At 52.1% G+C, this 24,415-nt stretch carries 28 protein-coding genes and 1 tRNA gene; 8 read left to right on the top strand and 21 right to left on the bottom strand.

Annotated features, from left to right (window positions below; translation table 11 throughout):
• Positions 1-26: 26 nt before the first annotated feature.
• The 19 genes from yajC to Q1A69_RS03135 form a co-directional block, all read right to left on the bottom strand.
• The gene (gene yajC, locus Q1A69_RS03225) at positions 27-359 is read right to left on the bottom strand and encodes a preprotein translocase subunit YajC (protein ID WP_299581034.1); all 333 of its coding nucleotides are present in this window, start codon (positions 357-359) and stop codon (positions 27-29) included.
• Between the two features lie 111 nt (positions 360-470).
• Positions 471-917, bottom strand: coding sequence for a helix-turn-helix domain-containing protein (locus Q1A69_RS03220; RefSeq protein WP_020415217.1), 447 nt, complete (start codon positions 915-917; stop codon positions 471-473).
• A 423-nt stretch (positions 918-1,340) separates the two neighbouring features.
• Positions 1,341-1,817 carry a thioredoxin-dependent thiol peroxidase gene (gene bcp / locus Q1A69_RS03215; RefSeq protein ID WP_299581031.1) on the bottom strand — a complete coding sequence of 159 codons (477 nt, stop codon included), beginning with the start codon at positions 1,815-1,817 and terminating at the stop codon, positions 1,341-1,343.
• An 82-nt stretch (positions 1,818-1,899) separates the two neighbouring features.
• The gene (locus tag Q1A69_RS03210; RefSeq protein ID WP_299581028.1) at positions 1,900-2,421 is read right to left on the bottom strand and encodes a DUF2244 domain-containing protein; all 522 of its coding nucleotides are present in this window, start codon (positions 2,419-2,421) and stop codon (positions 1,900-1,902) included.
• A 170-nt stretch (positions 2,422-2,591) separates the two neighbouring features.
• The gene (locus Q1A69_RS03205) at positions 2,592-3,572 is read right to left on the bottom strand and encodes a malate dehydrogenase (RefSeq protein ID WP_299581026.1); all 981 of its coding nucleotides are present in this window, start codon (positions 3,570-3,572) and stop codon (positions 2,592-2,594) included.
• Positions 3,573-3,702: 130 nt separating this feature from the next.
• Entirely contained in the window at positions 3,703-4,329 is a 627-nt protein-coding gene (locus Q1A69_RS03200; protein ID WP_299581024.1) for a dUTP diphosphatase, read from the bottom strand.
• A gap of 27 nt (positions 4,330-4,356) precedes the next feature.
• Positions 4,357-5,133 carry a TatD family hydrolase gene (locus Q1A69_RS03195; protein ID WP_299581022.1) on the bottom strand — a complete coding sequence of 259 codons (777 nt, stop codon included), beginning with the start codon at positions 5,131-5,133 and terminating at the stop codon, positions 4,357-4,359.
• Positions 5,134-5,139: 6 nt separating this feature from the next.
• Positions 5,140-5,493 (bottom strand): PilZ domain-containing protein, encoded by a 354-nt coding sequence (locus Q1A69_RS03190; protein ID WP_152453370.1) that lies wholly within the window; start codon positions 5,491-5,493, stop codon positions 5,140-5,142.
• A gap of 91 nt (positions 5,494-5,584) precedes the next feature.
• Positions 5,585-6,607, bottom strand: a complete 1,023-nt coding sequence (locus Q1A69_RS03185) for a DNA polymerase III subunit delta' (protein WP_299581020.1) — start codon at positions 6,605-6,607, stop codon at positions 5,585-5,587.
• A gap of 69 nt (positions 6,608-6,676) precedes the next feature.
• Positions 6,677-7,297, bottom strand: a complete 621-nt coding sequence (tmk, locus tag Q1A69_RS03180) for a dTMP kinase (protein ID WP_299581018.1) — start codon at positions 7,295-7,297, stop codon at positions 6,677-6,679.
• 5 nt (positions 7,298-7,302) lie between these two features.
• Positions 7,303-8,292, bottom strand: a complete 990-nt coding sequence (mltG, locus tag Q1A69_RS03175; RefSeq protein WP_299581016.1) for an endolytic transglycosylase MltG — start codon at positions 8,290-8,292, stop codon at positions 7,303-7,305.
• A gap of 68 nt (positions 8,293-8,360) precedes the next feature.
• Positions 8,361-9,131, bottom strand: coding sequence for an aminotransferase class IV (locus tag Q1A69_RS03170; RefSeq protein ID WP_299581014.1), 771 nt, complete (start codon positions 9,129-9,131; stop codon positions 8,361-8,363).
• A gap of 46 nt (positions 9,132-9,177) precedes the next feature.
• Positions 9,178-10,419 carry a beta-ketoacyl-ACP synthase II gene (gene fabF / locus Q1A69_RS03165; protein ID WP_299581012.1) on the bottom strand — a complete coding sequence of 414 codons (1,242 nt, stop codon included), beginning with the start codon at positions 10,417-10,419 and terminating at the stop codon, positions 9,178-9,180.
• A gap of 190 nt (positions 10,420-10,609) precedes the next feature.
• Positions 10,610-10,846, bottom strand: a complete 237-nt coding sequence (gene acpP, locus Q1A69_RS03160) for an acyl carrier protein (RefSeq protein ID WP_152453358.1) — start codon at positions 10,844-10,846, stop codon at positions 10,610-10,612.
• Positions 10,847-11,068: 222 nt separating this feature from the next.
• Positions 11,069-11,824, bottom strand: a complete 756-nt coding sequence (gene fabG / locus Q1A69_RS03155; protein WP_366525542.1) for a 3-oxoacyl-ACP reductase FabG — start codon at positions 11,822-11,824, stop codon at positions 11,069-11,071.
• A gap of 44 nt (positions 11,825-11,868) precedes the next feature.
• The gene (gene fabD, locus Q1A69_RS03150; RefSeq protein ID WP_299581009.1) at positions 11,869-12,813 is read right to left on the bottom strand and encodes an ACP S-malonyltransferase; all 945 of its coding nucleotides are present in this window, start codon (positions 12,811-12,813) and stop codon (positions 11,869-11,871) included.
• Between the two features lie 52 nt (positions 12,814-12,865).
• Positions 12,866-13,912, bottom strand: coding sequence for a phosphate acyltransferase PlsX (gene plsX / locus Q1A69_RS03145; RefSeq protein ID WP_299581006.1), 1,047 nt, complete (start codon positions 13,910-13,912; stop codon positions 12,866-12,868).
• Between the two features lie 3 nt (positions 13,913-13,915).
• Complete coding sequence (gene rpmF / locus Q1A69_RS03140) at positions 13,916-14,110, bottom strand: 50S ribosomal protein L32 (protein WP_299581003.1); 195 nt, start codon at positions 14,108-14,110, stop codon at positions 13,916-13,918.
• A 73-nt stretch (positions 14,111-14,183) separates the two neighbouring features.
• Positions 14,184-14,726: a YceD family protein gene (locus Q1A69_RS03135; protein WP_299581000.1), complete on the bottom strand. Its 543-nt coding sequence runs from the start codon at positions 14,724-14,726 to the stop codon at positions 14,184-14,186.
• Between the two features lie 107 nt (positions 14,727-14,833).
• Between Q1A69_RS03135 and Q1A69_RS03130 the strand changes: the two genes are divergently transcribed.
• On the top strand, positions 14,834-15,433 hold the full coding sequence (locus tag Q1A69_RS03130) for a Maf family protein (protein ID WP_299580997.1): 600 nt from the start codon (positions 14,834-14,836) through the stop codon (positions 15,431-15,433).
• On the opposite strand, the gene Q1A69_RS03125 is transcribed toward Q1A69_RS03130, so the two are convergent.
• Together Q1A69_RS03125 and rluC are read right to left on the bottom strand one after the other, a co-directional pair.
• Positions 15,423-16,067: an HAD-IA family hydrolase gene (locus Q1A69_RS03125; protein ID WP_299580994.1), complete on the bottom strand. Its 645-nt coding sequence runs from the start codon at positions 16,065-16,067 to the stop codon at positions 15,423-15,425. The genes Q1A69_RS03130 and Q1A69_RS03125 overlap by 11 nt on opposite strands.
• Positions 16,068-16,078: 11 nt before the next feature.
• Positions 16,079-17,074, bottom strand: a complete 996-nt coding sequence (rluC, locus tag Q1A69_RS03120) for a 23S rRNA pseudouridine(955/2504/2580) synthase RluC (protein ID WP_299580991.1) — start codon at positions 17,072-17,074, stop codon at positions 16,079-16,081.
• Between the two features lie 802 nt (positions 17,075-17,876).
• On the opposite strand from rluC, the gene rne reads away from it, so the two are divergent.
• From rne to Q1A69_RS03085, 7 genes are all read left to right on the top strand, one after another.
• The gene (gene rne, locus Q1A69_RS03115) at positions 17,877-20,807 is read left to right on the top strand and encodes a ribonuclease E (RefSeq protein WP_299580988.1); all 2,931 of its coding nucleotides are present in this window, start codon (positions 17,877-17,879) and stop codon (positions 20,805-20,807) included.
• 165 nt (positions 20,808-20,972) lie between these two features.
• A tRNA-Ser gene (locus Q1A69_RS03110) sits at positions 20,973-21,060 on the top strand.
• 259 nt (positions 21,061-21,319) lie between these two features.
• The gene (locus tag Q1A69_RS03105; RefSeq protein WP_299580985.1) at positions 21,320-21,838 is read left to right on the top strand and encodes a hypothetical protein; all 519 of its coding nucleotides are present in this window, start codon (positions 21,320-21,322) and stop codon (positions 21,836-21,838) included.
• Positions 21,838-22,053: a hypothetical protein gene (locus tag Q1A69_RS03100; RefSeq protein ID WP_299580982.1), complete on the top strand. Its 216-nt coding sequence runs from the start codon at positions 21,838-21,840 to the stop codon at positions 22,051-22,053. The genes Q1A69_RS03105 and Q1A69_RS03100 overlap by 1 nt, the downstream gene beginning before the upstream one ends.
• Positions 22,054-22,229: 176 nt before the next feature.
• Positions 22,230-22,685 carry a hypothetical protein gene (locus Q1A69_RS03095; protein ID WP_299580979.1) on the top strand — a complete coding sequence of 152 codons (456 nt, stop codon included), beginning with the start codon at positions 22,230-22,232 and terminating at the stop codon, positions 22,683-22,685.
• A 379-nt stretch (positions 22,686-23,064) separates the two neighbouring features.
• Positions 23,065-23,538: a hypothetical protein gene (locus Q1A69_RS03090; protein ID WP_299580976.1), complete on the top strand. Its 474-nt coding sequence runs from the start codon at positions 23,065-23,067 to the stop codon at positions 23,536-23,538.
• Between the two features lies 1 nt (position 23,539).
• Positions 23,540-24,409, top strand: a complete 870-nt coding sequence (locus Q1A69_RS03085) for a DUF2971 domain-containing protein (protein ID WP_299580973.1) — start codon at positions 23,540-23,542, stop codon at positions 24,407-24,409.
• Positions 24,410-24,415 lie beyond the last annotated feature (6 nt).

Genomic DNA, 24,415 nt, shown 5'->3' with positions numbered 1-24,415 from the left:
ACAAATAAAAGATCAAAACAAAGTGATCAGATCTTTTTAATTGTGCCTTTCGGCAAAACAGCATGAACTGACACCTTCTGGAACTTCAGAGACATATTGTCTGCAACTTCCAGCACGATGTAGTCCTCATCAACTTTATCAACACGCCCCAGCATACCGCTACTCATCACCACCTCATCCCCTTTCTTGAGGGCACCAACCAGCTCTTGGTGCTCTTTTTGGCGCTTGCGCTGAGGGCGGATAATAAAAAACCACATGAATGCGAACAGACCCGCAAACATCAACAGGGTTATCATCGGGTTGCCCTGTGGTGACGGCGCTGCTTGCTGTGCCATGGCAGAGGGAATAAAAAAGCTCATGCAAAACCTCAAAGAGTCAGCCTATAAAATTGCCGCCAACTCTAACGGGTTTACCCCGTTGAGGCAACGGATCGGACCGATCCAAAAAGGATCGGCCTAACCCATTCCCACTTAAAAGCGCTGGCGAACCTGGCGACGATAGCCAGTTGGCGACATTCCAGTCCAGCGCTTGAAGGCACTGGTAAAGCTGGTCCTGTCGGAAAAATCCAAAATCCTTGAAATTCCGTCAACGCTGAGAGCGGTATCTTTGAGGAAATGCACCGCGTGGCGAAAACGCACATGATCCCGGAGCGAGGCAAAGCTTAGGTTGTGCTCCTGCAAACGACGCTGCAGGGTCCGGGTGGACATGCTTAGATCGGAGGCAACGGGGCGAATGGCGAGAGAAGCCTTACCAATGCGCTGCTCCAGCACATCGATGACCCTGGCAGCAATGCCAAAGCTGGTGGCTTCCGGGGGGGCCAGCAGCTGGTCAAGAATATTCGGATCACCGGATATTCTGGCCTGCTGAAGGGATTTGTCTTCAGAGAGCGAAGTTTGGTCGGGCTGAGTATGGTTCATCGAGCTGCTCCTTTTGAGTTCCGTGAGCCGCAGTTATTTTTCTATGTCCGCATCCAGCGAATCCCGGTTACTCCTGCCCACACCAACACACCAAAAACTTCGGCGGACTACTACTCGATGGGGGATGCACCAAAAACAGACATCGAATCCTTCACAGAGATGTACAATTTTTAAACTAACCGCTCCGGCAATACCCAAAGAGAAACACTCTCTCGCCGGCGCACCTTTCCTTTACATCTGCCAGTATAGACCAAGAATTAAGAATGCAAGGGGCGACAGCGGTTTTTTTCATCTTATTGTGCTGTATAAGTCAAAATTGACTGACTGATCTGCTCAGCCCCCTATAGAACATAAGGGAATTCGAGGGAACGGGGCCAGCAGGCCTTCGCTGGAAGAGCTGGCAGCCACCGCGAAAAACAAAAATCAGTTCAGATTTTCAGAGACCCAACTGAGCACATCTTCACTGTGAGTCTTGGTTTTAACCTTGTCGATAATATGGCGTAAACGGCCACTCTTATCGACAATGAACGTGGTTCTGATCAAGCCCATGTACTCTTTGCCCATAAACTTCTTTAGCCCCCAGCAACCATATTTATCCGCAATTTTATGGTCTTCATCTGAGAGGAGGTCAAAGTTCAGTTCATGCTTGTCAATAAAGCGCTGTAATTTAGCTTCCGGGTCTGGGCTAACTCCGAGAACAACCGTATCCAATTCATCAAACGCCTCAGCGCTATCCCGTATGCCGCACGCCTGGGTAGTGCAACCCGGCGTGAGGGCCTTGGGATAAAAATAAAGCACAACATTATTTTTGTCGCGAAAATCCTTTAGCGACACCTTCTCTCCTTTCTGGTTTGTTAGAGTAAAAGCCGGTGCCAAATTGCCAATCTTGGGAAAAGCCATGAGAAATCCCCTGGGTTTTGTTGTAAATCTTTGGAGGATTATAACGAAAACTGCTTACCAAGAGGCCGAGGGCACCTTTAAATCAGAATTGATGCAGGCGAAACTCCCTCTCCCGACGCGCAATGATGCCCATTCGCCCGAGCTTTTGTACCAAGTCCGCTTTCTCTGCATCGGTGAGGAATTCACCCACCTCAAGGCATCCCTCAGGCCCACTAAAAGTCACTGAGGCCGGCTCAGCCGCACTGCTTCCCATACGCACCAACAACGCCAAATTGCCCCGAGAAAACTCCCGGTGATAGACAGATTGTTGGCGCACCCCTTTACAGCAATCAAAAACCACACGCTCGTCGTTAATCCGGATGACCTCTCGACGAGTACCCTCGAGGTAGACATAGGTAAACAAAACCGCCAGAAGCAGAATTTCCAGCCCCGCAAAGGGCAGGATCATCCAGGCCCCAGCAAAGGCAAATGCCAGACTAATACCAAGGGAGACCCCGACTAGGGAAAAAAACACCCAGAGGTTGCCTGATGCAGACAGGGATTGATTTGGCTGAAGAAGGATGCAGGCGCATCGGGGGGCTTGGCGACCGACTTCTGTAACCATGGCAAGCGCTTCCGAATAGTACTTACAATCAGTGTAGTGCCGCCATCATCAGCCCACAGTTGTATAACGACCCGCCAGTTTTCTAGCTGTGTACCGCCAAAAAAAAAGGCCCGCACAGATGTGCGGGCCTTTAAGACAGATCAGCCTCTTAGGCCGGTGTGTCCATAAGATTACGGCAGCAGGTGGGCAACCGCATCACGCTCTTCCGCAAGCTCCTGCTCAGTAGCAGACATTTTCTCGCGGGAGAATTCATTGATATCAACACCCTGAACAATCTCCCAGTCACCACCTTTGCAAGTGCAAGGGAAAGAGTAAATCAGGCCTTCTTGGATACCGTAAGAGCCATCGCTGTAAACAGCCATGCTGGTCCAGTCACCGTCAGGGGTGCCCAAAGCCCAGTCGTGCATATGATCGATCGCGGCATTCGCGGCTGAGGCTGCGGAAGAAGCACCGCGCGCCTTGATGATCGCAGCGCCACGCTGTTGAACGGTCGGAATAAAGTCGTTCTCGTACCAATCCTGCTCCACTTTATCCATCGCCGCAGCACCAGAAACCTTCACTTGGTGCAGATCCGGATACTGAGTGGAAGAGTGGTTACCCCAGATAGTCATGTGAGTAATGTCATTAACACTAGACTCCGTCTTATTGGCCAGCTGCGACAGCGCGCGATTGTGGTCAAGACGAGTCATTGCGGTAAAGTTGCGTGGATCCAGGTCCGGTGCATTGCGTTGTGCAATCAAAGCATTGGTATTGGCTGGATTGCCAACAACCAGTACTTTTACATCGCGGGAGGCAACGTCATTCAGGGCTTTACCCTGTGCAGAGAAGATAGCGGCGTTAGCTTCCAGCAGATCTTTGCGCTCCATACCCGGTCCACGGGGGCGTGCACCCACGAGTAGAGCGTAGTCAGCGTCTTTAAACGCAACAGTGGCGTCATCACTCTGAACAATACCCGAGAGCAGCGGGAAAGCGCAGTCTTCGAGCTCCATGGCCACGCCTTTTAGCGCCTCCAGTGCCGGAGTAATTTCCAGCAGCTGCAGAATAACCGGTTGATCTTTACCCAGCATCTCGCCGGAAGCGATGCGGAACAGCAGCGAATAGCTGATCTGACCGGCAGCGCCGGTAACAGCAACACGAACAGGTGCTTTCACGATAGTTCTCCTCGTTTGTAAGCGGCCGCATTATAGGGCCTCGCGAGTAAATTTCACCTCAAGCTGAAAAAATACCAGCGCAATCGGCTTAACAAATGTTCACTTTATCCAACAGGGGGATAAAAATGGCTTACACCAGCGCAATTTCCCGGTAGCGCTCATCTAGTGAGCGATAAATCTGCTCACTGTAATCTTCAGCGTGCGCATCGAGTTGACCGGCAATTTCAGCGAGATGCTCATTGTCTTCCCGACCGCCCCAATTCTTTATGTATGAACCATCTTTGTAACCGTTGTCCTGGCGGAAACGATTGAGCACATTCTTGCCGACATAGCGCTGATACAGCTCGGTGAAAGGCATTTCGGCATCGGCAAGTAGCTGGGCAAATCCGACAAGATCAAATTGCCTACTCGCCAATGTATTGAGAGTAAAGGCCTCCAGATTTTCGCGAAAATCACCGGGCGTCCACTCACCAGTACTCAGCTCGCTCAACATCTTTTCAGCTACTTGGGCCGGAGAACCCTGCTGCAGCTCAAGACTCAACCCAAAATGCCAAATATCTACCAGCTCCAGTTTTACCTGGTCCATTTCCGGCTGCTGTTTTTTCCACCATTTCCAACCATAGTGATCCAGGAGTTCCGCACTTTCAACCCAGATTGCGCGGTACCATGCATAGCTTTGTGCACGCCAATTTTCGTTAACGACGGTATTAATTTCATCCTGCAAGGTCAGCATGACCTGTAATTGTTGTTTCATCATCAAGGGGGGTACTTCCTATAGCCGGACTCAGGCAGCCCGGGGGAATAATCGAAGAAAATTTTCAGTAGTGATTTCAGCCAGCTGCTCGTAGGAGATACCGCGCAATTCGGCGATAAACTCAGCCACCTCCCGCACATAGGCCGGGATATTTGGCTTGCCACGGTAGGGAACCGGTGCCAGATAGGGCGAATCGGTCTCTACCAGCAGACGCTCGAGTGGCAGTTTGCGGGCCACATCGCGCAAGTCCTCAGCATTTTTAAACGTAACAATGCCCGAAAGGGAGATGTAATAGTTGAGATCGAGTGCAGACTTCGCCATTTCCCAGCTCTCGGTAAAACAATGCAATACACCGGCAGTATCCAAGTTACCATGCTCACGAATCAGCTGAAGGGTATCCTCTCGGGCATCGCGGGTATGCACAATTACGGGAAGCTCTGCCTGGCCTGCGGCCTGCAGGTGGGCAATAAAGCTCTGCTGCTGGGTCTCTTTGGTATCGGTGCTGTAGTAATAATCGAGACCGGTTTCCCCAAGAGCCACTACATTGGGGCGTGCGGCCATAGCAATTAATTCATCCACTCCGGCAAGGCCGGATTCCACATCCAGCGGATGAATACCCACAGAACAAACCACATCTTGATACCTGGAGGCGATCTCTACGACGGTATCGGCATTATCAAGGCTGATACCAACACACAAGAACTTACCGACCCCGCGGCTGCGAGCGAGCTCCAGAACCGCGTCCAGGCCGCCTTCAACGGTATCTAGTTTCAATCTATCCAGGTGGCAATGAGAATCTACGAGCATGTGAAGTTACAACGTGTGAGTGGGCCGGCTGGATTCAAGAGTACCAGCCAAGTAAGTTTCTATCTTGTTTTGCGCAATGTTGTCTTTATCCCCAAACTGGACACCAATACCCGGTGTACGGTTACCCTGGGCTCCGCTGGGAGTAATCCAAATTACCTTACCCGCCACCGGAATTTTTTCCGGCTCATCCATCAGGCTTAACAGCAGGAACACTTCATCACCGAGGCTGTAGGATTTATCCGTACTGATAAACAGGCCGCCATTTTTTACAAAAGGCATATAGGCCGCATAGAGAACCGATTTATCCTGAATTTTCAGCGATAGGATGCCGTTTCGGGCACCGCCTCCCATGGCTTTCATGCTCAACCTCAATGTTTTTAATGTTGCACTAACTTATCCGAGCGTACTGTTTCTGTCCAGAACCCCCGCTCTTTCGAAAATGGGCAAGTATTCACTGGGAAAAGAGCCTGGACCAACGGATCATCAATTCTTCCAGAAGCAAGCGGCGATTGGGGTTCGCTCCACTTGCAAGCCCCTTGCGCGCTTGAAGCAACTGGTCGTAAAAAGCAAACAATGCACGCAGGCTCCCCTCTCCCGCACCCGGTAACCGTTGCAATAACGCCATCACCTGGGTATCCCCCATCGAATCACAGCTGCGCACCCGCGCCATCTGCGTAACCCACTGCTGCCAAAATTGCAAAAGCTGACCCAAATCTGTGTGTTCAGGGGGTGTTTCCCAGCGCCCGGCGACTGCCACCGCACCGACACGCCCTTGGGATAATGCCATAACTTCCTGAAGAAATTGCTGCCGGACTTCCTCACACTTAGGATCCGCAAGTTCCGCCGCCAGTAGGGGCGCCCCACCGGAAAGCGGCAAGGCCCTAACTGCCGCAGACTCTTCCAGTTCGCGTCCGCGCAACCATTGCAGCGCCATTTCTTCTGGCGGGGAGGGAAACACAATAGATTGGCAACGGCTGCGAATGGTTGGCAGTAAGCCCGCAGGAGAATCACTGATCAGCAAGAAAATAACCGATGCCGCAGGCTCTTCCAGGTTTTTCAACAGGGCATTGGCCGCATTGATATTCATTGCCTCCGCCGGTGCCAGCCACACCAAGCGCGCGCCTCCGCGCCCGCTGGTGCGGGATACAAAATTATCCAACCGCCGAATCTGCTCCACTTTCAACGGAGCGCCCACTTTTTCCGGTTCTACCCGAAGAAAATCCGGGTGTGACCCTGCCTGCCAAAGATGGCAGTCTTTGCAGCTACCGCAGGCTTGTCCATCCTGAGGCTGTGCACACAGTACCACCGCAGAAAAAGCATCGGCAAAAGCCCGCTTACCGAGACCCGGTTGGCCACTCAACAATAGAGCATGCGGGCACCGCCTTGCTCGCCACTGAGTGCTGAGACGCTGCCACTGCTCGGCTTGCCAAGGCAGTAACTGGGGGATGGGAGTATGTTCAGGAATTTCAGACACAGCCATTCGCCAAATTGATAATCAGATAATTCTCTTCAGCCAAGCTGGGCTGATCATTCAAGGCGTACATTAGAGTAAACGCTGTAACTCCTGCGCCAGCTGCTGCTGGACCTCTGGTAAAGTCTGGCTGGCATCAACGATAGAATAGCGAGACGGCGCCGCCTCCGCGCGCTCACGATAGGCTGCACGCACACGGTGGAAAAATGCCAAATGTTCACTCTCAAAACGGTCGGCAGCTCCGGTGTGGGCTGCTCGCTGTAAACCTATTTGCGGATCCAGGTCTAAAAGGAGCACTTTATCTGGCCGCAATTCACCCTGCACGTCTTTTTCCAGTTGTTCTATAAACGCCCTATTCAGCTCTCGCCCACCACCCTGATAGGCATAAGTGGCGTCGGTAAAGCGATCACAAACCACCCAGTCGCCGCGTTCCAGGGCTGGAACGATCACCTGGGCCAAGTGCTGTGCCCGAGCCGCGAAAACCATGAGCAGCTCCGCCGTAGGATTCACAATTTCTTCGCGTTTCGCCAGGAGTAATTCTCGCAGCTGTTCGGCAAGTGGTGTACCACCGGGCTCACGAGTTTGAATGAATGGAATATTGCGATCGGTTAGCCACTGGGTGATAAATTGCAGGTTGGTGGACTTACCGACCCCCTCCCCGCCTTCCAGGGTAATAAATTTTCCGCGCGACACTATCTCTAATTTCCTTCTGCCGGACTGGAGCGGTAATCCGCCCGTCTCTTCAACTGATACTCTCGCACCGCACGGTTGTGCTCTGTCAGAGTGGCTGAGAAATGATGGGAGCCATCTCCCTTACCTACAAAATAAAGGCTCTTACCAGGCTTTGGATTGAGTGCTGCACGAATAGCCGCACGACCCGGCAACGCGATAGGCGTGGGAGGCAGCCCGTTGATTACATAGGTATTATACGGAGTTGACGCACGTAAGTGGGCCCGCGTGAGATTCCCATCGTAATCCTCCCCCAATCCATAGATCACGGTGGGATCGGTTTGCAGGCGCATCCCCTTATTCAAGCGACGCACGAATACCCCTGCGATTTCGCTGCGCTCAGAGGGCTGCCCTGTTTCCTTTTCAATCAGCGAGGCCATAATCAGAGCCTCATAAGAAGAAGCGTAGGGAAGCCCCTCCCCTTTTGCCTGCCACTCCTCTTCCAACACGCGCCGCATGCGTTCGTGGGCCTGGCGCAGCAGCTCAATATCCGTAGTGCCAGAACGGTACACATAGGTGTCCGGGAATAGCCACCCCTCCACAGAGCCCTCTTCCAAGCCCAGCAACCGAGCCGCCGCGCGGACGCTACTGACCGCCTCTGATTTAACAACCCTCTGCCCGGAGCGGATTTTCTGCAGGGCTTGCCGGAAAGTCCAACCCTCGACCAGGGTCAGGCGATAGGTAGTGACCTCCCCTCGATTAAGACGGCCGATCAGATCCGTAGCGGTACTGCCGCGGGGTATTAAATATTCGCCGGAGTGGATCTCAGTTTTCCCCTCCCAATAGGCGTAGGCGAGGACCAACCGCGGCCAATATATGACTCCATTCCCTTCAAGCTTGCGCAGGGTACCAGAGAGGCTGCTGCCTTTCTCTACCTGGAACCGCAACCCTTTTTCCCCCAATGGAAGGGGCGCAGCTAGCGCCACCTGTAGCATCCAGAGGGATGCTACCACTAGCATACAAGCGAGCAGAAAACCTCCAAACAGAGGTTTCCAAAACTTCGCTGGAGAGCTTTTCTGTTTTTTCTTTACCACAACGATTCCACGATCAAATGCTGTAACCCTTGAACACCAGCCCCTATCGGCCAACTTTTATGGCCAATAATCTCGATAACGGGCATGATTCCACGAACACTATTACACAGTGCCAACTCATCGGCGCCGCATAGGGCCCGAATATCCATATCCCGCTCCTGCCACTGAATCCTACCGTGCAACCAATCCAGCATGACTCCACGCACACCACAGCGCTGCAAACTGGGCGTTACCCAGGCATCGCCAAAACGCGCCAACAAGTTACATCGCAAGCTCTCAATGACCCGCCCTTCACTATCGAGCATAAGGCCATCCAAGTGCTCTCCCTCAGGCAGTTCAGATTTCGCCCTATTATATCGACTGCGGTGCAGAAGTTTGCAGCCAGAGTTCCAACTTTTTGATACCGGCAGATGCGTTTCACAAGGAAAAAGGTGGACTCCCAGTTCACTTTCTGAGCTCTGTATTAGAGGCAAAAAAGTAAGATCCCAACAGTCACTACCACTCACACGGCCTAAGCGCAAACGAACAATCGCCTCCCGGTGCCGAAGCTCCGCCACTAGCCGAAAAAGATGTTTTTCAATTTCATCCAGAGTCAGCCCAGCTGGAAGCGTACTGCGACCGAGACGCCGCCTATGTAACGGCCACAGCGGTAATCTTCCGTTGTGACAGCGCATGGTTTCCAGGATTCCATTTTGATAATGCCCATCGGCAGGCAAGCTCTGGACAAGCTGGCCCCGGTGGAAACACTGCGGCAATTTGAGCATGCACGCCTCAGGCTGGGAGTTGCCCGCCAAAAGGCGGGCGGGTAGGTCAGATTCGCTTGAAGATTAATGAGCCGTTGGTACCACCAAACCCAAAGGAGTTGGAAAGTACTGAATCAATAATCATCGGCTGAGCCTCTTGCGGCACCAGATTCATATCCCTACAGGTTTCATCGGGATCGTAGAGATTAATCGTTGGCGGGGCCATTTGATCACGCAATGCGAGGACAGAAAAGACCGCCTCAATAGCTCCAGCGGCACCAAGCAGGTGCCCGGTCATTGACTTAGTCGAACTTACAGCCAGCTTTTCTACAGAATCGGTAAATACATTGCGAACAGCCTTGATTTCAGCGGTATCTCCCAGAGGCGTAGAGGTACCGTGGGCATTGACGTAATGGATATCAGCAGGGGCCATGCCCGCATTATTGAGCGCATTTTGCATTGAGAGTGCGGCTCCAGCCCCATCTTCCGGAGGCGAAGTCATATGATGGGCATCTCCACTCATACCAAAACCCACTAGCTCAGCGTGAATTGTCGCACCGCGGGCCTTCGCATGCTCATACTCCTCCAGGACAAGAACTGCAGCCCCCTCCCCCAAGACAAAGCCGTCCCGACTTTTATCCCATGGGCGGCTCGCCGTCTTTGGATCATCATTGCGGGTGGAGAGCGCTCTGGCCGCACAAAAACCACCGAGACCTACCGGTGTGGTAACCATTTCAGCCCCACCGCAAACCATGACATCCGCGTCACCGTATTGGATGGTCCGCATACCCAGTCCCAGGGCATGAGTGCCTGTAGTACAGGCGGTGGTTACCGCTAGGTTTGGCCCTCTCAGACCGTATTTTATCGATAGGTTGCCGGCCACCATATTAATAATGGCGCCCGGCACAAAAAATGGCGAAACCCGTCGGGGTCCCTTTTCCGCAATCAATAGCGCATTGTCTTCGATTGCCATAATACCGCCCATACCGGAACCTATACAGGTCCCCATACGCGGTGCATCCCCCTCGCTTACCTCAAGACCGCTATCTTCCATCGCCTGAATACCGGCGACCAGACCATACTGCAAGAATTTATCCATCTTGCGGGCGTCTTTCGCAGGCATATAAGGGGTAGGATCAAAATCTTTTACCGTAGCTGCGAAACGGGTTGAGAACGTCGAGACATCAAACGTTTCTATTGGAGCTGCTCCACTGACCCCCCTGAGGATGCCAGACCAAGTCTCTCCTACGGTGTTACCCAGTGGGCTCACTGTGCCCATACCGGTTACAACAACTCTTCTGTGCGACACTGCGGTCCCCCCGAAACTCTTACTACTACTGCTCTCCCTCGCCTTGCGAAGGAAATTACCAACGAACAGCAGTTACAATTCCATAGTCCTAATAAAAAGAGAGCCGCGCTATGAAACATAGAACGGCTCTCAGAAACGCTTGGCCACGTACAGCAACTAGACTGTTCGCACCTAAACTACCCAGCAGGAATTAACCAAGGTTATCCTTGATGTAATCGATTGCCAGCTGAACAGTAGTGATTTTTTCTGCTTCTTCATCGGGGATTTCGGTCTCGAATTCCTCTTCCAAAGCCATTACCAGCTCAACTGTGTCGAGTGAGTCCGCGCCCAGATCTTCAACAAAAGAGGCTTCAGGCTTAACGTCTTCTTCCTTCACGCCCAGTTGTTCAGCAACGATCTTTTTCACGCGCTCTTCAATGCTGCTCATGATTCAATTTAACTCCTAGTGGGTAAAAATCTGTTTTAGTCGCTATTGTTATTTCGCCAATCCAATTAACGGCGATAACGACCGGCTCACACAGCTTTTGGATAATTCAGAGGCCATTGTACCCCAACTTTTTAGGGTTGTAATGCACGGCCCTTCAACACCATCAGCAAATACAAAAATATCTTAAAAATCAATAATTTATTAAAATTTTTGCGACGTACATCAGGTCATATACATGCCGCCATTGACCTGTATTGTCTCCCCTGTGACGTAGGCCCCGGCATCACTTGCCAGGAAAGCCACAACCGAGGCAATCTCTTCGGGCCGGCCCAGACGGCCCAAGGGAATCCTATCAAGCAGCGCCTCGCGCTGGGCTTCTGGCAGTACTTTGGTCATATCGGTATCAATAAATCCCGGCGCAACCGTATTCACAGTGATACCCCGAGAGCCGATTTCTGCAGCCAGGGAACGCGCAAATCCCGCCACACCCGCCTTGGTCGCCGCGTAATTACTCTGTCCCGCATTGCCCATACTGCCCACTACGGAACTGATGTTGATAATACGCCCCCAGCGGGCCTTGGTCATATCCCGCAGGCAAGCTTTGGTCATTCGATAGACCGCCGATAGGTTCGTCTCAACCACCGAGTCCCACTCATCGTCTTTCATGCGCATGAGCAAGTTGTCTTTGGTAATACCAGCGTTATTAATCAAAATGGTGGGCACAGAAAAATTGGTCTTTATCGCCGCATGCACTTCGGCAATACTTTCTTTACTGGTGACATCCAACACCATACCAGCCCCACGGATTCCTTTATCAGCAAAACGGGCACTGATCTTCTCTGCTCCACCCTCACTGGTCGCAGTGCCAATCACCGTCGCCCCCTGACCGCCCAGCATATCCGCAATTGCCGCACCAATACCGCGACTAGCACCGGTAACCAGGGCTACCTTACCCTCAAGGGAAATCATTAAGCTCATACTTGCTTTATCCTTATTCGATCATCGCCAATCACCCGAGCAACTCAGATGGCTGTGGATCTCAGTGCCTCATTAAAGCTTCCGGGAGTGTCGATGCCATGACAGGCAACACTGCGATTGATCCGCTTAGCCAAACCCGCCAGCACCTTGCCGGGCCCACACTCAACCAGCTGCATAACACCATCAGCCACCAGCTTTTGGGAGCAGGCGGACCAGCGCACAGGGCTATAGATCTGCTCAATCATAAGCGCTTTGATCTTCACCGGATCAGCCTCGGTTTCGGCATGTACATTGTGTACTACGGGAATTTCAGGTGCACTGAATTCTGCCGCCTCAATTTGGGGAGCAAGCTTTTCCGCTGCCGGACGCATCAACTCAGTATGGAATGGTGCGCTCACTGGCAGAGGCATTGCCCTCTTGGCACCCGCCGCCTTACAGGCATCAATAGCACGCCCAACCGCAGCACTGCTGCCAGCGATGACAATTTGACCCGGAGAGTTATAGTTCACCGCGGCAACTACCTCGCCCTGTGCCGCACTGGCACAAGCCTCTTCTACCTCGGCATCGTCAAGACCTATCACAGCAGCCATAGCCCCCGTGCCGACAGGGACGGCCTCCTGCATCAGGCGGCCGCGTTCACGGACCAAGTGAACTGCATCCTTGAACGCCAAGACTCCCGAACAAACTAATGCTGACCACTCTCCAAGACTGTGTCCCGCCATGCTTGCGGGCAGGGCGCCGCCACGGGCACGCCAGAGTCGGTAAAGAGCAACACTTGAGGCTAAAAGCAGTGGCTGGGTACGCTGAGTAAGATTGATTGCTTCTTGCTCGCCATTTTGGCAGAGGTCCCAAAGGTCATAACCGAGGACTTCCGAAGCTTCGGCAAAAGTGGCGAGGATTTCAGGGGCTTCCTGGGCAATTTCGGAGAGCATTCCGATCTTTTGAGATCCCTGCCCCGGAAAGACGAATGCAAGCGCGGCATTGGTCATAAGACATCCTTAAATCTGTTTGGCAAATTTCAGTAAGAGAAGGGCATGCTTTCTACCCTATTGCCCTTGAGTTTCGCTCGCCAGCCTGCACCAAAGCGGCACCGACTCTCGCGGCTAGGTTAGCATCGGCACATTCTTTAGCCGTCACCATGGCCCGGTAAAAGGCTTCACTGCTGGCACCTCCGTGACTCTTGATCACGTTACCCTTCACTCCTACAAAACTGGCGCCATTATAGCGAGCAGGCTCTACCTGTGTGCGCCATTTTCGCAACAACTTTATGGCTAATTGGCCAAAAAAACGCTTAAAGCAACCCTTCTTTTCAATAGTGAACGCTTTTTGACCCATAAGTCTAATTACACCTTCAGCGGATTTCATGGCCACATTCCCCATCAGCCCATCGCATACAACCACGTCGACGGCACCGGTAAAGATATCGTGCCCCTCCACAAACCCCACATAATTGACTTCCGGGTCTGCCTCCAAGAGCTCTGCAGCCCTACGGATCTCAGCGGTTCCCTTGTGCGCTTCAGCGCCTATATTCAATAGAGCCACTTCAATGTCTGCGCGGGGGGTTCCGGTATGAAGATGCTGCGCCTCTATCCCCATCCGAGCGAACTGCAACAAGTCCTCCGCATTGCACCCCACATTTGCACCCAGATCTAAAAGGTAACAGGAGCCGTGCCCCGAAGGGACAGACTTACCCAGTGCCGGCTTTCTAACGCCCTCAATATTACCCAGAACGCTACGGCTCAAAGCTAAAAGCGCGCCGGTATTTCCAGAGGTCACCATAGCCTGAGCATCGCCCTCAGCAACCGCTCTCAGCGCTTCGGCCATTGTGGAATCACGCTTGTGACGCACAGCCTGAAGAGGGTTGCACTCCTGGGTAACCACCTGTTCACAGTCAACAATTTCAAGACGATCGGGAATGCGGGGGTGGCGCTGCTCCAGGAACAGTGCTTCTAGTTGCGCGCGGGGACCGAAGAGTTTCAGCTGCGCTGCGGGGAAGTTTTGAAGGAATCTAACACAGGCCGGAACGACAGAGCGGGGACCTAAGTCCCCGCCCATTGCATCCACGGCCAATCGCAATTGGCTGGACAAAGCTTACTCTTCTTCGGAGCCGCCGCCGATTTCGAGCACCTTGCGACCACGGTAGAAACCGTCTTTGGTCACGTGGTGACGCAGGTGCTTTTCACCGGTAGTCGGATCTACGGAAAGGGTGGCACCGGCGCCCAGAGCGTCGTGAGAGCGGCGCATGCCGCGACGGGAACGAGTCTTCTTGTTTTGTTGAACAGCCATTGCTAGCTCCTAAAATAAACAAATTTCGCTGGAACCGGGGCGCCTACCGGCGAGCCCAAACTCCCCGGAAAATCTAGGATTTACCCGAAGAACCCTTCAACTGCTCCAGCACTTTAAAGGGGTTTTCCTGCTGCTCCCCCGCTTCAGTTTCTTCCTCACCAACGTGAAAGCTCTCCTTAGAGACGCATTCCTCATCGTGATAAGCCACCATCGGCAGATTGAGCAAAATTTCATCTTCAAGGATCAAGTGCAAGTCCAGCTCATCGCCGTCTTGAATAACCGGATCCAGGTCTTTAGGGAGGGCCCTGCCCTGCTCTTCAGACCAAACGATACCCCAGCAAAACTGCGCCTCCAGCTGTTCTCGCACAGGATGCAAACAACGCTGGCATAGCAGGTCCACTGCGCACGATACCTTACCGCTGACAGTGAGATGATTTTGCAGATCACGGCCAAACTGAATTTCAGTCGCGATCTCCCCATCCACAGACTCTACAGCCTCACTGAGACGCTCCAGTGACTCCAGAGGTAAAATACCGTCCAGAAACTGTTCGCGCTGCACCAATTTTCGAGCGTCAACGCTCTTCGGCAATACTGATTTAGGGGGGGCTATCGACATAAGCGCGCAATTCTATGGACTCGCCCCACCCTTGTCAAAACAATTAAGCCACTGCAGTATCGCCCACGCACAAACCTTGACCAACCAACCATGGAATTGTCCAAATAATGGCCACCCCACTGATACTAGCCTCCAGCTCCCCCTACCGCAGAGCACTACTGCAACAGTTGCAACTTCCCTTCCAGTACGCGGCCCCCCATATAAATGAAGAGGCGAGGCCCGGAGAGGGTGCCGACGCGCTGGCCTTGAGACTAGCCAAAAGAAAGACTGAGGCTTTGGCCGTCAACAACCCGCACGCCCTGATCATAGGGTCAGACCAGGTGGCCGAATGCCGCGGGCAAATACTAGGAAAACCAGGCAATCGATCCAAGGCCATCGCCCAACTTCAGACCTGCTCCGGCCACAAAGTCACCTTTCACACCGGCCTCTCACTCCTCGACAGCGAAAGTGGGCGACAAACAAGCACGGTGGAGACTTTTACGGTGTACTTCCGCACATTGAACTCAGCGCAGATCGAAAGATACGTAGAATTGGAGAAACCCTACGACTGCGCCGGGTCCTTTAAGGTAGAAGGCCTGGGCATTACCTTATTTGAGAAGCTTGACGGGGACGACATCAACACCCTTGTGGGCCTCCCCCTGATCCGACTGGTAGACTTCCTCAGCGAATTTGGTATAGACCCACTAAACCCAGAAATTAAGTGCTAAGCGGGGACCAACCAAGCAGGTCGGCAAACTCATCTATGATGATCTGAGGCTTGCACCCCTGTAGACGAGTCGGGCAATGGGCACCATAGCTTACCCCGATAGAAGACATACCAATCGCCGCAGCCATATTTAGGTCGTAAACCGTATCGCCCACCATGACGGCCTCATCGACACCACAACTTGTTTCGGTCAGCAGCTCACTAAGCATTCGCGGATCTGGCTTGGACGCCGTCTCATCCGCACAGCGACTCGCTACAAACAAATGCCCCAAGCCGTGCTCATCAAACTCCCGGTTGAGACCGCGCCGACTCTTTCCTGTAGCAACCGCCAGCCGATGCCCCCCACAAAGCAGTTTGTCCAGGGTGTCCAATACACCCTCAAACAAAGGCAGAGGGTCCACCCTGGCAGCCATCCACTCCTCGGAATAGAACTGCCGCAGGGCTTGCTTATCCTCGCTGGCAGCCTCAGGAAACAAGCTCGCCACGGCCTCCGGCAGCCCCAACCCAATAATATTGCTTACGGCCTCTGGAGCGAGCACTGGCAACCCTACCCGCTCAGCTGCACGCAGCATACACGCCACAATCCGAGCCTCGGAATTACAAACTGTGCCGTCCCAGTCAAGTATTACCAGCATAACTACAAACCCTACTCATCCCGCAACTTCTTCAGCAACCCCTGCAACTCACCTGGCAGAGGCGCCTCAACATGCACACTGGTACCATCTGGTAGCGTACAGCGCACCGAGGCCGAATGAAGGAAAAGACGCTTGAGGCCCCGTTCGCGAAAATCCCGATTATCCTCATCAGCCGTGTATTTGCTGTCACCCGCCAGGGGGCAGCCAACAAATTGAGCATGCACTCGAATTTGGTGAGTACGCCCGGTCACAGGCTCTGCGGCTAGCAACGTCGCCGCCTTAAAGCGCTCCAGCACTTGAAAGCGCGTTTCGGAAGCTTTGCCATCTTGGTGGACCGAGACCATTCGCTCACCGCTCTTCAGCGTATTTTTGCGCAAAGGCACCTCAACCACCTTTTGACCCCTGGGCCATTTACCCACTGCCAGAGCCAAATAAGACTTACCGATACGACCATCGCGCAGCTCTGACTGCACATGCTGTAAAACCGCGCGCTTGCGCGCCACCATAATCGCGCCGCTCGTATCCCGATCAAGGCGATGCACAAGCTCGATAAACGGGCTCTGCGGATACATTTGCCTGAGCACCTCAATCAAACCGAGCCGCACTCCACTGCCGCCATGGACAGCGAGGCCGGCAGGCTTACTGATCACAAGCAGGCCCTTGTCATCGTAAAGTATGGAATCTTTTATCAGCTGACGCAGCGGTTCTCCCGCAAGCGGAGCAGGAGCCTGTTCCGCAGCACGAATTGGCGGCACACGCACTACATCACCAGCCACCAACTTGTATTCTGCCTTTACCCGTCCTTTATTTACTCTGACCTCACCCTTACGCAGGATTCGATAAACTCGCGATCGGGGCACGCCCTTAAGGCGCGCCATTAGAAAATTATCAACCCTCTGCCCTGCCAGCTCATCGGGCACAGTTAAGAACTGTACGCCACCAGAGGCTTTCCAGGTATCAGAGGGGGTGTCGGCCGCAGCCGCTTTATGGGGGGATGTACTTCGCATGACGCGCATCATAGCGCCGCGGCCAGGACAATTGAAGCACCACCCTGCCCGTGCTATATTCGGCCGGCCTGGATTCGGCTGGTTTTCGGCCATTGGCGGCTTCCCACATGAAGAGATAGCCAAGGTTTCAGAGAAAATACCGCTGTTCGGCCAGTGCGCGGGCATACCGCGTCATTGATAAAAAACTTAGCTGATGAGCGCACCCCAAAACGAGAATCTCAAGGGGCCTCACCGGCACAACAGCCCACAGTTAAGTGGGTAACTATCGCGAAGGTAAGACGGGCCGCAACCCGCAGCGCTTGAAAGGACAACTCATAAAATTTGCGTCCCGCTCTGCAGATGATGATGCCAGCGACCGAACTGGCAACCAGGGTTCAACTGTTTCCAATAACCTGGTGAACAAAGTAAAAGAAGATAGGCACCGGCCAAAAGCCGAGCTGCAGAGCCAGTAACAACGACGCAAACCTTGCCACCCAGCTTGAAACTGACCGAAGGGTGGCGCCCAACCCGGCCATGGAAATCCACGGCCCTGGTACAGGGCAGTACTAACAAAAGGTACTCAAGGAAAAAAGGTACTCAAAGTACCAACGGATAGCACCACAACAGCGTTTATCCGGAGTTTTTGCAGTGAGAACTATAGGCGAACGATCGTCTCAAATAAGCCGCGTAGACTGAGTTTGCGGCAGAGACAGCGCTTTTGATTTCCCTGCCCCGCCATCTGGTCCTCTCCATTTGGTGGCCCACAAGCAAGTCTGCAAACAGCGGTGTCATACCTTTGCGCAACGCAAGGAAAACGACACGCATGAAGAGAATGCTAATCAACGCAACCCAACCTGAAGAGTTGCGTGTAGCCCTGGTCGACGGCCAGTGGCTCTACGACCTGGACATTGAAAACCGCACCCGTCAGCAGAAAAAAGCCAATATCTACAAAGGCAAAATTACCCGTGTAGAACCCTCCCTCGAAGCCGCTTTTGTCGACTACGGTGAAGAGCGCCACGGCTTCCTCCCCCTGAAAGAAATTTCCCGTGAATACTTCCTCAAACAGCCCAAGGACATCGAAGGCCGCATCAAGATTAAAGATGTCGTCAAAGAGGGCATGGAAGTCATCGTTCAGGTAGATAAAGAGGAGCGCGGCAACAAAGGGGCCGCTCTGACCACCTTTATCAGCCTCGCCGGGCGCTACCTGGTCCTGATGCCAAACAACCCCCGCGCCGGCGGCATCTCCCGCCGCATCGAAGGCGACGAACGCTCCGAGCTGCGTGATGCCCTGGCAAGCGTAGATGTCCCCTCAGGCATGGGCATTATCGTGCGCACCGCCGGTGTTGGCCGCAGCGGCGAGGAGCTGCAATGGGATCTCAACTACCTTCTACAACTGTGGAACGCCATAAAAGACGAGGCGGACACCTCTAAAGCCCCACACTTCCTCTTCCAGGAAAGTAACGTAATTATTCGCGCTATCCGCGACTACATGCGCGACGATATCGGTGAAGTGATTGTCGATGACGCAGACTCCTTCGGGCTGGCAAAAGGTTTCGCCGACCAGGTAATGCCCCACTACAGCCACAAGGTTAAGTTCTACGAAGACTCTATTCCGCTGTTCAACCGCTACCAAATCGAAAGCCAGATTGAAACGGCCTTCGAACGCGAGGTCAAACTCCCCTCCGGCGGCTCCATCGTTATCGATGTCACCGAAGCGCTGATTTCTATCGACATCAACTCCTCTCGCGCCACCAAGGGCGGCGATATTGAGGAAACCGCGCGCAACATCAACCTCGAAGCTGCTGACGAAATTGCCCGCCAGCTGCGACTGCGCGACATGGGCGGCCTAGTCGTCATCGACTTCATTGACATGCAAAGCAAGTCCAACCAGCGCGAAGTTGAGAAGCGTATGGAAAAGGCCCTCAGCATGGACCGCGCACGCGTACAGGTTGGCCGTATCTCCCGCTTTGGCCTTTTGGAAATGTCGCGCCAGCGCCTGCGTCCGTCTCTAGGTGAAACCACCTTCCGTGTCTGCCCCCGCTGTAGTGGACAGGGCACCATACGCGGCACTAAATCGCTGGCACTCTCTATCCTTCGCCTGGTGGAAGAAGAAGCCAAGAAAGAGCGCAGCGCAGAGATTCGCGCAATCACCCCCGTGAATGTCGCCACCTACCTGCTCAACGAGAAGCGCAAAGCCATTTCCCAAATCGAGTCCCGCAACAAGACCCGAGTGGTTGTTGTACCCAATGCGGACATTGAAACACCGCATTTTGAAGTTCAGCGCCTGCGCGATGACGATACCGCTACCTTGGAAACCTCCTACAAGATTTCCGGAAGTGCAGAGGAAACCGTTACCAAGAAAGAAGAGCAACCCCAGCGCGCCCCGGCCCAGGCTGCGGTGAAGCCGATCGCCCACACTACACCGGCGCCCACTCCGGAGAAAAAACCGGAACCGGGCCTGTTCAGTCGCCTGATCAGTGCCATCGCTGAGCTTTTCTCCAATAAAGAGGAAGAGCCCCAAAAGCATCAAAAGTCTCAAAACCGAGGTAAAGACTACCAGCGCAACCGCAACCGTAATCGCAATCAACGCAGTGGTAACCGCAGCAATCGCGGTGAGCGTCAGACGCGCCGCAAAGACGATCGTCGCGAAGATGCTAAGGGCGAAGATCAGCGAGAGGCCAGACAAACCTCCAAGCAATTTGATGATCGTGAAGGTGGAGCAGAGCGTGGAGAAGGGCAGCGCCGCCGTCGCCGCCGCCGCAGCGGAGACAATCGTCGCAAAGACGAAAATCGCAGCAACATCACTGAAAGCAGCGCCACAGAAAGCAGTGTCCAGGTAGACGAAAGCACCGATCAACAGCGCCCGGCACGCCGCCCCAGCAATGTACGCGGCCGCCCGCAGGCTCGCCGCCGAGGCCGCCGCCCGGAGAATACTGCCGCTACCGCCGTTGCCCAAAGCCAGGAAGAGCTGGACCGCGAAGTTAATGAAGCCATTGACGAAGCTGAAAGTGAAGCCAGAAAGTCCAGGGACACTGCCACAAATGTCGCTAGTGAGACGCCAGCAAGCGAAACTCCGAAGCGTAAAACCGAGCGCAAAGAACGGAGGCCATCGAAACCCGCACAGGCAGGCCAAGCCAAACCCTCTGTAGAGGCCCCCGCACGCACCCCGATTGCGGAAGAAGCCACCACAAGACAAGAGGAAGCAAAATCTGTAGCAAATACCGAAGAAAGAGCGAAACCGGCGGCCACTGCCGTGGAGGCACCCAAAGTAACGGCAACCTCTGCGACACAAGTAGCACCCACCGCTGCCCAAGAAGAGCGATCCACCACCCGTCAAACGGCAAATAAAGCAGCTGAAGAAACACCTTCTGCCGTGGAATCGCCGGAGGATGCGGAAGAGACCGCTCTGCAAGAGGCCAGTGAAGCGGCTAAGGCAAAGGAAGAGCTGAGCAACGCTCTCGCCAGGGAAGAGGTAATGACCGCTGAGGCCAAAGCCTCCGAAGAAATCACCTCCCCGGCAACCCGCGGTCGCGCAGGTAATGACCCTCGTAACAATCCCAAGCCATTACTTGAGCTGGCAATCGTTACCGAGCACCGTGAAGTCGGCATCCAGCAGCCGCTGGATACCGCCCAACCAGCGGCCATTGAGCACAATCCTCGCCCCCTCACCCGCCCGGCTAACGACCCTCGCCTGGCTCGAAGCGTAGCCCAGGCAGACGCGGATTCTAACCGCAACTCTGCAGAAGCCGGCTAACAGAGCCCCGTGAAGCCGCCAACACCTGAGGTGTTGGCGGCTTTTTTATTCCCGAGCACGTGTCGGGATTGGTCAATAAATCACCTAACCTATTGAACTTATTAAAAAAATTCACAAGGGCACTTGTATGTAGCACGAAGCTGGGTATAATGCGCAGCATAATTTGGTGGGGTGGCTGAGTGGTCGAAAGCGGCGGTCTTGAAAACCGTTGACTGTAACAGGTCCCAGGGTTCGAATCCCTGCCCCACCGCCATATAAAGTCTTGTAAATCAATGAGTTACAAGCAACTGAGGGCGGTACCAATCTTCTTGGTACCGCCCTTTTTTCGTTCAAGTGTCGACAAAGTGTCAACGCAAAAATATCTCTTACTGCCAGGGAGGCGGAAAGTGCATATGCATACAACGCCCCCTCCCCCACTTCTCAGCCAGCTCAACAACCGGTAAAGCTAGCTGAAGCAAAAGAAGCCGGCTGCAGTAAGAAGAAGCAGAAAAGCCATTTGAAAAGGAGTTTTTATGGCAGGCTTTAAGCTAGGTATGCGCGAGGAGCTAGAGCGCAGGTATGCAGAACTCAGGCGACAGTCGATCCAAATGGCCAATGAGGCACTAGATCTACCGGATACCCGCCTTGCACTTGTTGATAGCACTTCCTATGCCGCTTTCCAGCAGTGGGAGAATCACCCGCAAAGAAAGGTCGATTGGGATTGGCCTTCTTCCTGGGTAAGCTGGAAGCTTAAGTTCCCCAAACGATTTGAATCCGCCACTTGGGCCGGAAATCGCCTGGTAGGCTTCGCCATGGGCCGCCCAACATATCATGCAACAGGACTAAGGCTGGATTACATCGAGAAATCACCAGGTGCAGGTGAAGCACACCTAGACCTGACTTATCTAGCCTTGTATGCCTATGCCACCCTTCTGGGTGCTACGCACGTAAAAATTATGCACCCCATTAATGGTGATGTTCGAGATTACTATGAGCAGAAAGGGTTCCAGTACGACCCCAGAAGCGACAGCTGTATCAGGAGAATCATTTGATGAATGACAAAATCAAAGATTTCAATACCGCTCATGACGAGAAGCTCAAAGGGCTTACCAAAGAAGAACGAGCAAAAGCTGGGCTAAAGAAGCTGGCTCAACAAATGAGAATAGAGAAAGGCAAGATCAAAGAGCCACAAGGCTTGGCGTCTGGTAAAAGCGACAAAGATGGAAAGATGGTCATTGATCTTGATGAGGACCATGACGATGAGTAACAAGCCACTAACCGACAAAGAGAAGCAATTCACCGTTCTGCCCAATGAAGCAGACCCTAAGAGTTCGTACACAAAGGCAAAGAAAGCAATCTCTAGGGCATTAGCTGAAGTGAAGAAAACAAAAAGGCACATGGTAACTGCCCGTTCTGTTTCGTAGATACTGGAATTCAAAGCAAGTGATAGAGCTTTTAGTAAAATATTTCAACCAATTAGCCGGTGGATTTTTGGCCGCATGCTTTACTGCGTTTTTGGTATGGAGGCATTACCTAAAATCCAGAAAGATACAGGCATCCGATAGGTTTAGGACAGTTCTTCTAAATGAACTGAAAGAACTTTACCCAGAGGGCATATATTCTGTATCAAGTGCTGAAGTAAGGAGGATTTTGAAAGGTAGTCATCCCAAAATAAGTAACGCTGTTATCGAGTATTCTGATCACGTCAAAGATAAGTACGGCTTTCAGAGCGCGTGGGATGATTTTTCCGGCATTAACATGCATCGAGACATTGGCGAGGAGCCTAGGTATATGCATTACACTTTAACTTCACATGTAGGCAATGACTTTTACTCTGAGCCTAGAAAGCAGTTTATAAAAGATGTCGAAAAACTTCTTTCACATACAATTAAAACATAACAATCGCAAGCAAAGCACTCCGCCCTTCGAGCCTACGCTGGACAGCTTACGTTACCTTTCAGCTACCTCTTCTGCAGGCACAGATCAAGCCAGAGCTTACCAGCCCTTTCTTCGAAGGTGCTTCAGTAGCTATCCATTCCTATAGTCAACACCACTATTCTTATATTTTGGTCAGTGAAAAATTTGTTCAAAGTGCTTCAAAACCTTTCATTTTCTGAAATCCTCATAGACTGTCGAGCCCGCACCAATTCAGAACTTGGTACTACTCCCAATTTCACCAAACAAAAGAGGGCTCAAAACCGGTAGGCGTGGGGAGGAGTGACCGGCGCCCCTTTTTACTGCACAATTATTGATCACGGACAACCAGAGGGAGTTGGTTATGCGAATTTTTAAGGGGTTTTTGAAGGTTGGAGCCTGCTTGGTAGCTTTATCTAGCTGCCAGGATGCAATGAAGGGAAATGAAATCTACCCAACGGTAGATAACCTGGTAGAAATCGAAACTAGTCGAGTCAAAATCATGGAAGCCAGGAACACTGATAATGGTATCCAGATTGTGCTAGGTGAATCATTAAGTAACAAATGTAATATTCAAATCCACGATGAAAAGTTAGGCTCCAAAATTGTGTACAACTCCTTAGAGGGGCAGCCTGATGGAGTTACAGCAAAATGCCAGTGGAACGGCAATCACTTCAAGCAATCTCGCAAGCACTTTACTTTCCTCGCTCTAAGGCTTGAAGAAAATGAAATTACAATTGATCTTCAGCTGCTAGACATGAGCAATAAAAATTATTTAGCTTTTACGCTGCTTGAAACCTCACTATCAAAGCAACTAAAAAAAACAGGACAGATGTAAAGTGGAATTAATCTATCACTACACCGACATCAATGGACTTTATGGAATCATTGGTGAAGGTGAATTCTGGCTTACAGACCATCGCTTTCTCAATGATCACACAGAGGGTCATTATGCACAAACAATTTTAGAAGGATTTCAAGGTGAAATCTTAAATGATTGCAAAACGGAACATCATCAAGCAATCCTAACTATTCTCTATCAGGAATATCGAAATTTCAAAAATAACAGAGTGTATGTCGGGTCTTTTTCTGAAAAAAACATACTAAGCCAATGGCGAGGTTACTGCCCGAAAGAAGGTGGATATTGTATTGGTTTTAACAAAGCTAAGATAAGAGATATACGGCCTTTTCAAATAGCCACATGCAATTACAACGAACATCAAGCGATTAAGCAGTGGAAGCAATTAGCAAGTTCAATAAATAAAAAACTAGAAAAGCATAAAAAAATTAAGGCCATTGGACCTGCCTTTTCTGCAGAATTCACACTTGAAGATTCAGTCTGGCCATTGACGATAGATTCTCAAGTAAACAGAATTAGAATGACCAACAAGCATCCTGACTACATGGATGAAAGAGAAACGCGAATATTTAGATTTGTAGAGCCAAGCTCAGAGCATAAGATTGTTAATGAAGAGTTATATGTGATTAAAAAAAGACTAGACATAAGAAGAACAGAGGTTTATTTCAGAAAATCAAAAACAGGGCTTGTGCCGTACATCAAACTTGAAAACATCGAAAACCTAATTGAAAAAATACACCTAGGACCTCAAGGCAACCCTGAATTAAACGAACTAGCACTTGAAGAATTTAAGATCCACAATAAAAAACTAAAATTCGACATTGAAAAATCCGAAACACCATTTCGATAACAAAAT

Source organism: uncultured Microbulbifer sp. (assembly GCF_947498635.1).
GTDB lineage: Bacteria > Pseudomonadota > Gammaproteobacteria > Pseudomonadales > Cellvibrionaceae > Microbulbifer > Microbulbifer echini.
This window is presented reverse-complemented; position numbering and strand designations above follow the sequence as displayed.

Coding starts and splice junctions, on each gene's coding strand:
- yajC (WP_299581034.1), bottom strand. CDS start 359: ATGAGCTTTTTTATTCCCTCTGCCATGGCACAGCAAGCAGCGCCGTCA.
- Q1A69_RS03220 (WP_020415217.1), bottom strand. CDS start 917: ATGAACCATACTCAGCCCGACCAAACTTCGCTCTCTGAAGACAAATCC.
- bcp (WP_299581031.1), bottom strand. CDS start 1,817: ATGGCTTTTCCCAAGATTGGCAATTTGGCACCGGCTTTTACTCTAACA.
- Q1A69_RS03210 (WP_299581028.1), bottom strand. CDS start 2,421: ATGGTTACAGAAGTCGGTCGCCAAGCCCCCCGATGCGCCTGCATCCTT.
- Q1A69_RS03200 (WP_299581024.1), bottom strand. CDS start 4,329: ATGATGAAACAACAATTACAGGTCATGCTGACCTTGCAGGATGAAATT.
- Q1A69_RS03195 (WP_299581022.1), bottom strand. CDS start 5,133: ATGCTCGTAGATTCTCATTGCCACCTGGATAGATTGAAACTAGATACC.
- Q1A69_RS03190 (WP_152453370.1), bottom strand. CDS start 5,493: ATGAAAGCCATGGGAGGCGGTGCCCGAAACGGCATCCTATCGCTGAAA.
- mltG (WP_299581016.1), bottom strand. CDS start 8,292: ATGCTAGTGGTAGCATCCCTCTGGATGCTACAGGTGGCGCTAGCTGCG.
- Q1A69_RS03170 (WP_299581014.1), bottom strand. CDS start 9,131: ATGCTCAAATTGCCGCAGTGTTTCCACCGGGGCCAGCTTGTCCAGAGC.
- acpP (WP_152453358.1), bottom strand. CDS start 10,846: ATGAGCAGCATTGAAGAGCGCGTGAAAAAGATCGTTGCTGAACAACTG.
- fabG (WP_366525542.1), bottom strand. CDS start 11,824: ATGAGCTTAATGATTTCCCTTGAGGGTAAGGTAGCCCTGGTTACCGGT.
- fabD (WP_299581009.1), bottom strand. CDS start 12,813: ATGACCAATGCCGCGCTTGCATTCGTCTTTCCGGGGCAGGGATCTCAA.
- rpmF (WP_299581003.1), bottom strand. CDS start 14,110: ATGGCTGTTCAACAAAACAAGAAGACTCGTTCCCGTCGCGGCATGCGC.
- Q1A69_RS03135 (WP_299581000.1), bottom strand. CDS start 14,726: ATGTCGATAGCCCCCCCTAAATCAGTATTGCCGAAGAGCGTTGACGCT.
- Q1A69_RS03130 (WP_299580997.1), top strand. CDS start 14,834: ATGGCCACCCCACTGATACTAGCCTCCAGCTCCCCCTACCGCAGAGCA.
- Q1A69_RS03125 (WP_299580994.1), bottom strand. CDS start 16,067: ATGCTGGTAATACTTGACTGGGACGGCACAGTTTGTAATTCCGAGGCT.
- rluC (WP_299580991.1), bottom strand. CDS start 17,074: ATGCGAAGTACATCCCCCCATAAAGCGGCTGCGGCCGACACCCCCTCT.
- rne (WP_299580988.1), top strand. CDS start 17,877: ATGAAGAGAATGCTAATCAACGCAACCCAACCTGAAGAGTTGCGTGTA.
- Q1A69_RS03105 (WP_299580985.1), top strand. CDS start 21,320: ATGGCAGGCTTTAAGCTAGGTATGCGCGAGGAGCTAGAGCGCAGGTAT.
- Q1A69_RS03100 (WP_299580982.1), top strand. CDS start 21,838: ATGAATGACAAAATCAAAGATTTCAATACCGCTCATGACGAGAAGCTC.
- Q1A69_RS03090 (WP_299580976.1), top strand. CDS start 23,065: ATGCGAATTTTTAAGGGGTTTTTGAAGGTTGGAGCCTGCTTGGTAGCT.